Origin of the sequence: Streptococcus sp. KR, assembly GCF_002238115.1 — a bacterium.
Lineage (GTDB): Bacteria > Bacillota > Bacilli > Lactobacillales > Streptococcaceae > Streptococcus.
In genome coordinates this window covers 23,015-36,668 of record NZ_NGVM01000010.1, presented here as the reverse complement: position 1 = coordinate 36,668, position 13,654 = coordinate 23,015, and the positions used below count along the sequence as shown (strand labels likewise).

Here is a 13,654-nt window from a genome sequence, read left to right as displayed (position 1 = left end):
TCGAAATGATGAAGTCTTGCGGGTTATATTGGGGGTGTTATTGATTAGTCAACAACAGTGAATCCCATAGAACGAGCAGTACCTTCGATCATACGCATTGCAGACTCTACGTTTGCTGCGTTCAAATCTGGCATCTTAGTTTCTGCAATTTCTTGTACTTGTGCACGAGTAACTGTAGCAACTTTTGTTTTGTTAGGTGTACCTGATCCTTTTTCAACACCTGCAGCTTTTTTCAAAAGAACAGCAGCTGGTGGTGTTTTAGTGATAAAAGTAAATGATTTATCTTCGTAAACTGAGATAACAACTGGAATGATCATACCAGCTTGGTCAGCTGTACGAGCGTTGAACTCTTTTGTGAATCCCATGATGTTGATACCAGCTTGACCAAGAGCAGGTCCAACCGGTGGAGCTGGTGTAGCTTTACCAGCAGGGATTTGCAATTTTACAAGTTTTTCGACTTTTTTAGCCATTTTTAAATCCTCCTTTGTGGTTTTGGCGGTAATTAAAGATTTTTACCTCCCACAAGTATGCTTTACACATACTCATCTATTATACACTATTTATCTGGAATTGCAAGAGAAAAGTTTATTTTTTAATCGACGTAATCTCCACCTTCAAAGCCGAAATACTCTTCCAAACTGAGGCCACTAGCTGCAATCTCTTTAGCCTCTTTTCCGACATAACGAAGGTGCCATTCCTCAGCCATATAGCCTGTTTCCTTTTCCTTACCTTTAAGATAACGGACAACAAAACCATAATCAGCCGCATGGTCCAAGAGCCATTGGGCCGCTTTTTCTTCTGTCACCAAATCACCATTTGTCCCAATCACATCAAAGGCCAAGCCTGTCTGGTGCTCGCTATAGCCAGGGCGGGCAGAGTAACGGTCTGCTGCAGCCTTTCCATCTTTATTGACATAATCTTGATAGAGGTTAGTCTGAGTCTCGTAACTTCTAAAACCACTGTATTGATCACTAATTGGGAAGCCTGCCTCTTGCATCGCTTTGATGAGTTTGACCAACTCAGCCTTGGCTGTTGGATTTTCACCTGGATTGTAGTCTTTCGATAATGGATAGTGTTTATTTGCTACGATGATTTCATCGTATTTCCCTTGGATACTGTAGTAGTCACCCTTATTAACCACTTCTGCTTTTTTCTGGGTAGCTTCTTGAGACTTATTTCCGACTGTTCCATCAACTTTGGCTGTTTGTTCTGTCTTAGCTGCTCCATCTTCATTTTTTGCTTTTTCTTGTGAACAAGCTGCTAGACCCAAGGCTAGCAAGGCTGTCAAGACAAGGTATCTTTTTTTCATTTCTACTCCTTTATTTCTAATAGGTTGTCTACTTCTGGCGATAAACAATTGACTAATTTTTTAATCTCATCCGGTTTTGCTTGGCAGGTTTCTGCTGTCATTTCTTCAAAGGGAACCCACCAGACTGGCCCACGCCCCTTGAGACCGTGACCATTCATGTCACCTCTTCGTCTAGGAAAAAGATGCCAATGAAGATGGGCATCACCATTTCCTAGCAGTTCGATATTCATTTTCTCAGCAGCAAAGGCCTTGGCAACTGCCTCTTGGACTAAACTCATTTCTTCTAGAAAACGGAGTCTTGTCTCCTTTTTCAAATGGTGCAATTCGGTGACATGTTCCTTGGCTAGAAAGAGACTATAGCCTGCAAAATACTGGTGGTCACCGATCACAAGATAGCCTGTTTCCAACTCTTTGACAAAATAGGGATTTTCTCCCTTCTTGATGAGTTCAATTCTCTGGCAAATCAAACACATATTAGTCTACCAATGCGCTCTTAAGATAAGCATCAACCATACGTTCCGTTGCGACAACCGAGTCAATATGAGTACGCTCATAAGAATGGCTAGACTCGATACCAGCACCGAGAAGGGCGTGTTTGACTTCTGCCCCTGCAGACATAGCTGCTGAAGCGTCCGAACCATAAAATGGATAGATATCCAGTTTAAATGGAATATCTTGCTCTTTAGCCAAAGCAACCAAATGTTGACGGAAGTCATAGTGATAAGGTCCAGAAGCATCCTTGACACAGATAGACACTGTATATTCGTCTGTTTGCTGATCATCCCCCATAGCTCCCATATCCACAGCCAGATATTCTACTACCTGAGCAGGAATATTAGAGTTAGCACCGTGCCCCACTTCTTCGAAGACTGAAAAAGCAAAATGGGTTGTTACGGGCAATTCAATCTTCTCTTCCTTATAAACACGAAGCAGATTAAGCAAAATCGCTGCGCTGACCTTGTCATCCAAATGACGAGACTTGATAAAACCTGTATCCGTCACAACAGTTCGTGAGTCAAAACTGATAAAATCACCGACCTCAATGCCAAGAGCACGAGTTTCTTTTTCATTTGTTACTTTGGCGTCCAAACGCACTTCCATATTGTCCTGGGTGCGTTCTGCAGTTCCTGCATCCTTATAGACATGGCAAGAAGTTTGGTGGATAAGGATGGTTCCTGATAGCTTTTGACCTGTGCTAGCTACATGAACGGTACAGTTTTCACCTTCAATCATGTTCCAAGGAAAACCACCGATACGGTCCATTTTGAGACGACCGTCTGGTTTGACAGCACGGACAATGGCCCCCAGCGTATCCACATGGGCAGTCACATAGCGATGCTCTTCATCATTTTGACCTTTAATGGTCACATTGACACCACCCTTAGCTGTGCGAACCGGCTGGTAACCAAAACCTTCTAGAGTCTTGACTAAATAGTCCGAAATCTCCCGAGTGAAGCCCGTTGGCGACGCAATGGCTGTCAGTTCTTTGATGTATTCTACTGTTTGATTCATTTCTTCACCTCTTTTGCTACCTATTATAACACATTTATCATCGGATAAAAAAAGAAAATCACTCCTGTAGACTTGGCTACAAAAGTGATTTTAGTGATTATTCCATCTCAAAAACATCGCTTTCTTGCTTGTTTGGTAGAACCAATGAGAGCAAGATTCCGACAACGGCTGGTACTAACCATGGGAGTGATGCCTTGGCAAAAGGAAGAGCATTGACAAGATTCGCAAGAAACTCAACCTTAAACGAGCTTCCTAATACGCTTGCAATGGCAATAGCTGTAACAACAGCAATTGTCAGCTGCATACCTGGTTTTGAAAGAGCTACAAATTTGTTGACAATGACAATCATAACGATAGCAATCGTGATTGGGTACAAGATAACCAGTACTGGAATGGAGTACTTGATAATCGCATCAAGACCCAAATTAGCAATGGCAAATCCGATCAAGGTAAAGGCTGTCGCATAAACCTTGTAGCTGATTTGTGGGAAGCGTTCATTAAAGAACTCAGCTGTTGACACAATCAAACCAACTGTTGTTGTGAAGCAGGTTACGGTAACCATAGCTGCAAGGAAGAGTTGGGCTGTTGAGCCAAAGATTTCTTGAGTAGCTTGTGACAAGATGTAAACACCTGGTGTTCCACCCTTCATTGCTTCAGCTGGTACTGGGAAATGATTTCCAAGGAAACCTAAACCGATGTAAAGAGCGCTAAAGGCAAGGGCAACAACGATACCAATCACCCAAATAGTCGAAATGTATTCTTTCTTACTTGAAAATCCAAGTTGTTTCAAGGTTTGAACTGCAATTACGCTAAAGGCAACTGAAGCAAGGGCGTCCAAGGTATTGTAACCTTCTAGGAAACCTGTCCCAAAGGCAGAAGCTTGATAAGCAGCTGAAGAAGCTTGAGGACTTGTTCCACCGTATTTGAAAGCTCCCAGAACAACCAAGATAACAATCAAGATTGCAAAGACTGGCGTTAAAATACGGCCGATACGGTCTAAGATTTTTGATGGATTAAGCGAAATCAAATAGGCTGCTGCAAAATACAGAACTGTAAAGACAATCAAACCAAGACCTTTATTTGCATCCGATAAAAGAGGGCTAATCCCTACTTCGTAAGCTGTTGTAGCTGTACGTGGTATAGCAAAGAATGGACCGATTGACAAGTAAAGAACTGAGAGGTATAGAGTCGCAAACCAAGGCGCTATCTTTGTAGAAATCTCGTAGATATATCCTTTAGGATTTAGCGTTCCAATAATAAGAGTCAAGACGGCGATACCGACGCCTGAAAAGACAAAACCTGCGATAGCAGGAAGAAAATGTTCTCCAGATAGAGCACCTAGAGAAGGCGGAAAAATCAAGTTCCCCGCACCAAAAAATATTCCAAACAGGAGTAAACCTGTTAGGGCACCTTTTTTAGCCATGAAAATCTCCTTCATATTTATAAAATACTGACCTAGTATATCATGAATAGGAGTATGAAAAAAGCTTCACGAAGTAAATATTGAATGTTTTCAAGATTCTTAAAAATGAGAATTGTCTAAAAATAAAATCCCCTACCAAGATCACACTAAGTAGGAGAAAATTCTACTGTTTACAGTTCTTCAAAAGTCATCATTCCACCTTGGACATTGATAACCTCATAACCTTGGTCAGCTAGGAATTGGCAAGCACGCGCCGATCTCATTCCAGATTTACAAATAACATAATGTAACTGATCCTTGTCCAATTGATCATAAGTATCAGCTAATTGACTCAGAGGAAGATTCTGGGCACCTTCTAAATGAAGAGCTTCAAACTCCTCCACTTCTCTCACGTCCACTAGAGAAAGTTGGTCATTTTGGTAAAGCTGGTAAAATGCGTCAAAGGTTATTTCTTTCATTCTTTTTCTCCTAATACTCTTCGAAAATCAAATTCAAACCACATCAGCGTCGCCTTACCGTACTCAAGTACAGCCTGCGGCTAGCTTCCTAGTTTGCTCTTTGATTTTCATTGACTATAAAATGGTTTTAATTCTTTTTTTCAAATCTGGCACCACTTCTGACTCAAACCAAGGATTTTTGGCCATCCAGATTTGATTTCGCGGTGAGGGATGAACTAGTGGAAAATAGGTTGGCAAGTAGTTCTGGTAATGTTTTACCCGTTCTGTCACCTTGCCACTGACTTTCTCCTGTAAATAGTAGGCTTGGGCGTACTGGCCAATCAAGAGTGTTAATTGGATATCTGGTAATTCTTGCAAGAGCTGCGGATGCCATTTTTCGGCAAAGCCAGCTCGAGGTGGCAGGTCACCTGACTTACCATGTCCTGGAAAGTAAAAATCCATAGGCAGAACAGCAAAATAACCTGAGTTGTAAAAGGTATCTTCATCCACACCTAGCCAGTCCCGCAAACGATCGCCACTTTTGTCCTTCCAGTAAAGGCCTGCTTCTTGGGTTTTAAGACCAGGCGCTTGACCGATGATATTGATGCGAGCAGTCTTTGGCGCTGCAAAGAGAGGCTCAATGCCACGCTTTGTATAGTCGACATTCTGTGGATCCGCCATAATAGCCTGCTTGATTCTTTCAATTTGAGACATCTACTTTCCCTCCAAAAAGAAGTCTAAGCATAAGATCTCAGACTTCTATCGTTTTATTTGATCAATTCATAAATAGCTTCGGCATAAATTGCTGCTGCTCGGAAGAGATCATCCAAGGCGATAAATTCATTGGCTTGGTGCATGGTGTCAATTGAGTCTGGGAACATGGCACCGTAGGCAACTCCGCGTTCGAGCAAACGACCAAAGGTTCCACCACCGATGACTTGCTCGTGACCTTTAAGACCAGTTTGTTTTTCATAAACATTCAACAAGGTTTGCACAAGTGGATCTTCCATTGGCACATAGTGAGGGGTATGACCGTGTTCAGAAAGGCTAACAGAAGCAACTGGCAAGTTTTCAAGGATTGACTTGATTTGTTCTGGACTTGTTCCTTTTGGATAGCGGATATTAAGGGCAATGGTATTGTCAGCACTTGTTTCATCGAAGCGGAAGACTCCTGCATTCATAGAAAGAGCACCCATCTTTTCATCCACATGAGCAATCTTGAGATTTTCACCCTCATGGTCGTTCAAGAGAATTTTACCAGCGATGTCAAGGTAGTCTTTGGCTGAACCAGCAAAGTCAAACTGGCTAAGGAAGAGGGCAAGGTAAGTTGCACCATTAACACCTGAAGCAGGCATAGCACCATGGGCTGATTTACCAATGATCGTCACCTTGTATTGACCAGCTTCTTCTTGGAGTTCTCCTCTAAGTTTGTGTTCTGCAACAAAAGTATCTAGTTTAGCTTGCAAGTCAGCCAAGTCGCCTGAAACAACCGCTGTTGCTGATTCAGGCACCATATTTTCACGCAAACCACCTGTGAAACTATGAAGACGGGCAGCACCTGCATTTTCACTTGCAAAGTGGAGATATTCCGTGATATTTCCTTTTTCACCGTTGATGATAGGGAATTCAGCGTCTGGAGAGAAGCCAAAGTCTGGTTTCGCAAGTCCTACATGCTCGAAGTAGTAGTCCATGTCTGCCCAGCCTGATTCTTCGTCCGTTCCAACGATGAAGCGAACTTTTTTAGAAGTTGGAAGGCCCAATTCTTTGATGATTTTCAAACCATAGTAACAAGCTGTTGTAGGTCCCTTGTCATCAGAAGAACCACGCGCATAAAGACGACCATCTTTGATAGTTGGTGTGTAAGGGTCTGTGTCCCAACCGCTACCAGCAGGCACCACATCCATATGAGCAAAGATTCCGAGAACTTCTTCTCCATCACCAAACTCAAAATGTCCTGCGTAGTTATCAACATTCTTAGTTGGATATCCATCACGGTCTGCGATTTCAAGGAATTTCTCCAAGGCTTTTACTGGACCAGGCCCAAATGGATGCTCAGCATCAACCTTGCTATCATCTCGTTCTGAGTTGATTTCTAAAAGGCTAAATAAGTCAGCCAAGAGGTCTTCTTTGCGTTTTTCTACTTCTGCTGTAAAATCAATTGCTGTCATATTATCTTCCTTCTATCTTTTCTCGATGATTTCATCTACTGGCAAGCGGTAGCTTGGTTCCAATTTCTCGTCTGTGTAACCCACTGTAATCAAGAGTTCTGGACGGAAACGGCCTTCAATATCCAAAACTTCGTTGACTTTTGATTTGTCAAAACCAAGAATCAGATTTGAGCCGATTCCTTGGTCTGTAAGAGCGAGAACCAAGTTCATAGCAACCAAACCTGCATTGAGGGCTAGGTAGTCGCTGACTTGTTGTTCATTGTAGCGCGCAAATTCAGCTGGCAAATTTTTCATGAAGTATTGAAGTTGTTCTTCTGAGAAATTGTTAGCACCACCAACTCGGGCAATCTTACGAGCACGTTTGGCAAGGTCTGTATCCGTAAACAGGGCAATGGTTACAGGCGCTGATGATACCTGCTCAAAGTTGGAACCGTAAGCCAATTTTGCCAGTTCGGCATTTTTCTCACGTACCACCACAAATTTCCAAGGCTGGCTGTTATGGGCACTTGGAGCCAAGGTTGCAATTTCGATAGCCGTACGCACATCTTTGGGATCCACTGGCTTATCAGTGAAATGCTTGGTCGCATGACGTTTTTTATTTAATTCAAGAAATTTCATAATCGATTTCCTTTTCTAATTCTATTGCTTCCATTCTACCATAATTTGAAAGAGCTTGCAGGGATTTTTCGTAGAGACAAACTGGAACAAGGATAAGCAACTGAATGAAGAAAATCATTTAAATCAGGAATCCCCTCATCCAGTTCCAATTAATTTTCAGTTACTTAAAGAAACTAGTCTATCTTATATTCTGACTTTATAGCCTCCAAGAAATTCTTCACATCCTCTACATACCCATGCTTTTCTATTAAGCCTGCTAAGAGTTCCAGATTGTGCCCCTGATAGTTATCTTCACGACGTAGCTCTTCATACATTTCGATAAAGGGAAGGCCCTTGGACTTGGCCAATTCCAACTCCGCTTCGTAGTCATAAGCGACTTTGCGAAATAGGATATTTACCAATTCCCCATCTTCAACTTCTATCACGGCATACTGGGCACGGTGATTTTTTAACGCCTCCCAATTAAAATAGGGCATGCCAATCGAACCTGGATTGATGATTTGTTGCCCCTGACTTCCATAACGAAGCAATTGCTTGTGAACATGACCATAGACTGCCACGTCGGTTTCCGCATCTAGTAGCTGGTCAAATTTTTCTGTATCATTCCCAACCAACAAGTCACCCCCATAATTTTTGTCAGGTAAATTATGAGAGATAGAAAAGCGCAGTCCTTCAATTTCTTTCTTTTCCAGCAAAGGCAAGCTTCGTAGCCAGACAATCGTTGCAGGATTCATTCGCTCCATCAAAAACTGGGTCATTCGCATTGATTGGATTTCTTGTGGATTTTCCAAACCGTATTCCCCATCCAAGGCCTCAAGGACACAATCGTCCCAATTGCCTCGAACACTTGCTGTGATAGGAAGTTCCTTTAACAGAGCGACCAAGTCATTTGCACCTGGACCAGGAAGAAAAATATCTCCCAGAAGCCAGTATTCACTGACTCCTTGATTTTTAGCATCTGCGATCACTGCTTCTAAGGCTGTCGCATTGCCATGAATATCTGATAAAATTGCGATTTTATGTTTCATTGTGGTTTCCTTCCATTTGGTAATCTACTCTTTCTTCTGCCACTTGAGGCAAGGTTTCTGTTTCATGCGGGTTCAACTTGTTTTGCACAGCCTCTGCTACTGCTCTTGGTACTCCAACTTCGACAATCTCATCCACACTGGCTTCCTTGATTTTAGTCAAAGACTTGAAATGCTTCATGAGATTTTGCTTGCGTTTAGGTCCTAGACCGTCAATGCCATCCAATTGTGATGAAAAGGAATTTTTGGAGCGCAGTTGGCGATGGAAAGTGATAGCAAAGCGGTGCACCTCATCTTGAATGCGTTGGAGGAGGAAGAATTCCTGAGAATTGCGAGATAACTCCACCACCTCAAGCGGATCACCAAAAAGTAATTCATGGGTTTGGTGCTTGTCATTCTTTTGCAGACCTGCAATTGGAATGTCCAAACCCAGCTCTTCTTGGATGGCTTGCTTGGCGATATTGACCTGACCTTGTCCCCCATCGATGACAATCAAATCTGGAGGAGTCAAACCGTCACGCTGTACTCGACCATAGCGCCTGCGAATGACTTCTCTCATACTGGCATAGTCGTCTGGCCCGACTACGGTCTTGATTTTATACTTACGGTAATCTTTCTTACTAGGTTTTCCGTTGACAAAGACAACCATGGCTGAAACAGGACTAGTTCCCATGATATTAGAATTATCGAAGGACTCGATGCGAACTGGAGTCGGAATTTGGAGCAAGCGTCCTAGATTTTCAATAGCTCCTTGGGTCTTTTCGACAGATTTTTCTAACAGATTGAACTTCTGCTCTAGACTGACTCGAGCATTCTTTATAGCCAAATTGACCAGTTGCTTTTTCTCTCCACGCTGGGGTTTGACAATCTTGGTATCCACCAAAGCCTTAACGGCTTCTTCATCGATATCCTGCGGAATCAATACTTCATTGGGTACAAGATGAGATTTTTCTTGATAAAATTGTCCCACATAGGTCAAAAAATCCTCATCCGGATCATTGTAGTAGGGGAAAAGATTAACGTCTCGCTCAATGAGCTTGCCCTGACGAACAAAGAAAACCTGAACACACATCCATCCCTTGTCCACATAGTAGCCAAAGACATCCCGATTTTGGAGATCCTTAGCCATAACCCGTTGCTTGGTCCGAAGGGTTCCAATAGCCTGAATTAGGTCACGGTATTCCGCTGCACGTTCAAATTCCATAGTCTGAGCTGCCGCTGCCATTTTTCCCTTTAAGTCATCGATAATTTTGTCATCCTGCCCTTTTAGGAAATCAGAAACCTCCTGAGCCATGGACTTGAAATAGTCCTCATCCTTCTTACAGATGGTGTGGGCCATACATTGACCGATATGGTAGTAAAAACAGACCTTAGATGGTGGATTCGTACACTTGCGAAAAGGGAAAATCCGATCCAGCAATCGCTTGATTTCATTGGCTGCCCCCACATCTGGATAAGGTCCAAAGTAGAGACCTCCGTCCTTTTTGACCTGACGAGTGATAATCAAGCGAGGATAGCGCTCATTAGTGATTTTGATGAAGGGATAGGACTTGTCATCCTTGAGCATGATATTGTACTTGGGCTTGTTTTCCTTAATCAGGTTGATTTCTAGGAGAAGTGCCTCAATATTAGACTCCGTAACAATAAATTCAAAATCCACAATTTCAGATACCAAGGCCTCTGTCTTGGTATCGTGACTCCCTCGGAAATAGGACCTCACGCGGTTACGCAGATTTTTAGCCTTTCCTACATAGATAATAGTGCCGTTTTTATCCTTGTGAATGTAGCAACCAGGGCTGGTCGGCAAGAGCTCTAGTTTTGATTTAATCAAGTTGTTCATAATTCCATTATAGCAAAAAAGTAGGGAAAGATTGTTCCCTACTCATTGGTCTCATATAATTTTCGAAGTCTTTCAACATCCTCTTCCTGGATACCATAAAAGGAACCTGCTGGTTGCATGACAGACTTTTCATCTGTATGGTCCAAGCCAATCGCATGCCCCAACTCATGTTCTGCCGTATGGACAATGCGCTCATATGAATAGCCATAGTTAGGATTGGACAGATAATAATGATTCAACCGTACCGTTACAGACAAGAATTGCCCCGTTAATAGATTGGTCTGACTTTCTGCCTCTCCTGCCACAGGAGTGCCTCCGTCATTCATCTCCGTAGCCATAATATCTGCCTTACTAGACTCAGTCACAATTTCAAAGTTAAAAGCACCTGTTTGATTCCAGTTCTGAATTGCTTCTACATAAGCTTCTTGAAAGCGTGAATCCATCTGGGGATCCAGGTAAATACGAGCAGAAGCCTGTGGCCACCTTCCTTCAGAGTGTTGGTGGCTATCTGTCTGGCTCAACTTAGGCAGTTGCCCAGTTTTTTCCCATTGGTCAATACTTTGTTGACCAATCTTGACTGACCGTTCTGCTTGCTTTAGCGCTCCTTGAAAATCCCCGTTCAGATACCAGAGAAGACCGAAAGCAAGAGCACATAAGATTACAACTATCCAAATCAGGCGCCAAAACAAACGCCACACAAAAGAAAAGAAAGCCCCTATCAAACGAAAAATCCAGCGCATTTCCCTCCACCTTTCTAGCAAATAAAGTCTATTTTACTAAAACAAGCTGAAAGAAAGCTAAATTATGACAATCTCTCTTCTAATTTGAAATCAATTGGCAGAGTTGCTAGAAACCGTTCCAATTGTTTTTCCCAATAATACCACTCGTGAGTTCCAGCGCTATGGCTATAGGTCACATCAAATCCTATTTTTTTGAGGTTTTTCACTGCCAGATTATTGGCTGCATACAAGAAATCCTGTTCACCACACCAAGCCCAAAGCTTGGTCTTTTTATCCGATTTTTTAGCCAGACTTTCTAGAGAATAGGGACTAGTTGTCCAGTCTTTAATTTCTCCAAACACACCCCTCCAATAAGCTGGTGTTCCCAAATCTTGGCTTTCAGGAGAAAAATCTTGAAAACTAAGGGCACCTGAAAAACTAGCTGCGTGAGAAAAACGATTTGTAGCAAGAGCCAGTTTGAAGCAGCCATAGCCTCCCATAGAAAGACCAGCGATAAAGGTCTTTTCACGCTTGCTGGTCATGTTAGGGAAGAAGCGTTTTAGAACCTGTGGCAATTCCTCTGCTAGAGCTGTGTAATAGTCAAAACCATACTGAGTATCTGTGTACCAACCGTTGCTGGTATTGGGCATAACAACGATAAGATTGGTTCCTCGAAGTAAGCGTTCTACATTGGTCCTCTTGAGCCAACTATTATGGTTGCCAGACATCCCGTGCAAAAGGTACAAGACAGGGATATCTGTACAATCTGGTTCTTCCACTCGATTAGCATCAGGATAGAGGACATTCACTCCCCACTCCATATCCAAAACTTGTGAGTAATACTCGATTTTCATTACTGCCATAATTTTTTCCTCTATTTTTCTATAAGAAAAAGCCGAAACTCGACTTTCTCTCTGTTTATTTCAACGATTATTTTGCTTCCATGACTACTGGTAAAATAGCTGGACGACGCTTGGTTTGGTCAAAGAGATACTTGGTCAGATTATCACGAACCTTCCCTTTTAGATCTGCCCAGTCAAAGTCATCTCCTTGAAGATAGTCTTCTACCGTTTGGTTAATCAATTCTGAACTTTCACGGAGAATATCGCGACTCTTCTTGAGATAAACAAATCCACGCGTGTGAACACGAGCCTTGGCCACAATTTTCTTCTCACGACGGTTAACGGTGATTGCTACGATGAAAATACCATCCTCTGACAAGACCTTACGGTCACGAAGGACTACATTACCAACATCACCAATGGCATTCCCGTCAATCAAGACATCCCCTGCCGAAACCGAGCCAGCTGGGACAAAGTCCCCATTCTCATAAGCCATGCTGGTTCCCTTTTTAGGGATGAAAATGCGTTCTGGCAGCATCCCGACGGCCATAGCAGCCTTAGCATGGGCATCCAACTCACGGTATTCCCCTTGAATTGGGAAGAGATACTTGGGTTGCAAGAGATTAATCATCAGCTGCAAATCACGCGCATTTCCGTGGCCTGACACACGCAAGCTTTGAGTGATCAGTTTGACAACTCCGCCAGCTTGGTAAATCATGTTTTCCACACGCGCCATGACTGCTTCTTTGGCGATAGACGGAGTGGTTACGATATAGACCAAATCACCGTCCTTGATTTCCACATAACGGTGGCGGCCAATCGACATCTTGCGAAGACCATTGATTGGCTCACCCATACGACCCGTCTCAAGGATGATCAACTCATGGTCTTCAAAGCGAGACATATCTTTTGGCTTAATCAAAAGACTCTCGTTAGCTAGAGACAATTTCTTAAGACGAATAGCAGTACGGACGATATTTTCAATATCAAATCCTGTCAAAACCACACGACGACCTGTTGCATCCGCAGCGTCAAACACCTGCTGGATACGAGAGAGGTTGCTAGCTACTGCTGCAACGATAATACGTCCATCCCAATCAGAAATGGTTTGAGTGATCTCATCCCCAACTTCACTTTCACTAGCCACTTGGATATTGCTATCTGCATTTGCTGAATCGCTAAGAAGAGCTAGAACTCCATCACGACCGATTTCTGCCAAACGAGCGAAGTCTGTCGCATAGGATTCACTAGCCGTCTGGTCAAATTTGAAGTCACCTGTATAAACGATGCTACCTTCAGCTGTCTTCAAAACCACACCCAGACTTTCTGGGATAGAGTGGGTCGTACGGAAGAAGGACACCACCGTCCCTCCAAAATCAATCTCCGTATCCTCATCGATAACATGGAAATCATTGAATTTCTTAACTGTATCATTTCCTTTGACAAAAAGTTTTGCCAACTCAATGGTCAACTCAGAGCCAAATACAGGTACCTTGGCTTCAGCTAAGAGATAAGGCAGAGCACCAATGGCATCCGCATGGCCGTGGGTCAAGAAGACTCCTGCGATACGATCGCTATTTTCAAAAAGGTAGTCCATATTTGGAATCACTACGTCCACCCCTAGTTGTTCATTTTCAGGGTATTTCAGACCTGCATCCAATACGAAAATAGACCCATCGATTTCAGCGATATACATATTTTTCCCATTTTCACGTACACCACCAAGTGTTGTTAAACTGATATTACTCATTTTTCCTCCGA

General features: G+C 42.8%; 14 protein-coding genes. All 14 read right to left on the bottom strand.

From position 1 onward, the window contains the following. Nucleotides 1-44: 44 nt before the first annotated feature. Nucleotides 45-470: a 50S ribosomal protein L11 gene (gene rplK, locus CBI42_RS05465; RefSeq protein ID WP_001085807.1), complete on the bottom strand. Its 426-nt coding sequence runs from the start codon at nt 468-470 to the stop codon at nt 45-47. Between the two features lie 122 nt (nt 471-592). After that, nucleotides 593-1,309: an LD-carboxypeptidase LdcB/DacB gene (gene ldcB, locus CBI42_RS05460; protein ID WP_094753446.1), complete on the bottom strand. Its 717-nt coding sequence runs from the start codon at nt 1,307-1,309 to the stop codon at nt 593-595. A 2-nt stretch (nt 1,310-1,311) separates the two neighbouring features. Beyond that, nucleotides 1,312-1,782: an HIT family protein gene (locus CBI42_RS05455; RefSeq protein ID WP_094753445.1), complete on the bottom strand. Its 471-nt coding sequence runs from the start codon at nt 1,780-1,782 to the stop codon at nt 1,312-1,314. Between the two features lies 1 nt (nt 1,783). Then, nucleotides 1,784-2,821 (bottom strand): M42 family metallopeptidase, encoded by a 1,038-nt coding sequence (locus tag CBI42_RS05450; protein WP_094753444.1) that lies wholly within the window; start codon nt 2,819-2,821, stop codon nt 1,784-1,786. Between the two features lie 97 nt (nt 2,822-2,918). After that, nucleotides 2,919-4,244, bottom strand: a complete 1,326-nt coding sequence (gene brnQ, locus CBI42_RS05445) for a branched-chain amino acid transport system II carrier protein (RefSeq protein ID WP_179211367.1) — start codon at nt 4,242-4,244, stop codon at nt 2,919-2,921. A 170-nt stretch (nt 4,245-4,414) separates the two neighbouring features. Then, nucleotides 4,415-4,702, bottom strand: coding sequence for a rhodanese-like domain-containing protein (locus CBI42_RS05440; protein ID WP_094753442.1), 288 nt, complete (start codon nt 4,700-4,702; stop codon nt 4,415-4,417). 114 nt (nt 4,703-4,816) lie between these two features. Continuing rightward, nucleotides 4,817-5,395: a uracil-DNA glycosylase family protein gene (locus CBI42_RS05435; protein WP_094753441.1), complete on the bottom strand. Its 579-nt coding sequence runs from the start codon at nt 5,393-5,395 to the stop codon at nt 4,817-4,819. 53 nt (nt 5,396-5,448) lie between these two features. Next, complete coding sequence (gene pepV, locus CBI42_RS05430; RefSeq protein ID WP_094753440.1) at nt 5,449-6,849, bottom strand: dipeptidase PepV; 1,401 nt, start codon at nt 6,847-6,849, stop codon at nt 5,449-5,451. A gap of 12 nt (nt 6,850-6,861) precedes the next feature. Further along, nucleotides 6,862-7,467 (bottom strand): nitroreductase family protein, encoded by a 606-nt coding sequence (locus CBI42_RS05425; protein ID WP_094753439.1) that lies wholly within the window; start codon nt 7,465-7,467, stop codon nt 6,862-6,864. Nucleotides 7,468-7,640: 173 nt separating this feature from the next. Continuing rightward, nucleotides 7,641-8,495, bottom strand: coding sequence for a metallophosphoesterase family protein (locus CBI42_RS05420; RefSeq protein ID WP_094753438.1), 855 nt, complete (start codon nt 8,493-8,495; stop codon nt 7,641-7,643). Beyond that, nucleotides 8,485-10,332 carry an excinuclease ABC subunit UvrC gene (uvrC, locus tag CBI42_RS05415; RefSeq protein WP_094753437.1) on the bottom strand — a complete coding sequence of 616 codons (1,848 nt, stop codon included), beginning with the start codon at nt 10,330-10,332 and terminating at the stop codon, nt 8,485-8,487. Before uvrC ends, CBI42_RS05420 begins: the two co-directional genes overlap by 11 nt. A gap of 38 nt (nt 10,333-10,370) precedes the next feature. Continuing rightward, the gene (locus CBI42_RS05410; RefSeq protein ID WP_094753436.1) at nt 10,371-11,072 is read right to left on the bottom strand and encodes a M57 family metalloprotease; all 702 of its coding nucleotides are present in this window, start codon (nt 11,070-11,072) and stop codon (nt 10,371-10,373) included. A gap of 62 nt (nt 11,073-11,134) precedes the next feature. Beyond that, nucleotides 11,135-11,914, bottom strand: coding sequence for an alpha/beta hydrolase (locus CBI42_RS05405; protein ID WP_094753435.1), 780 nt, complete (start codon nt 11,912-11,914; stop codon nt 11,135-11,137). Nucleotides 11,915-11,981: 67 nt separating this feature from the next. Next, nucleotides 11,982-13,643 (bottom strand): ribonuclease J, encoded by a 1,662-nt coding sequence (locus tag CBI42_RS05400; RefSeq protein WP_094753434.1) that lies wholly within the window; start codon nt 13,641-13,643, stop codon nt 11,982-11,984. Nucleotides 13,644-13,654: the final 11 nt, after the last annotated feature.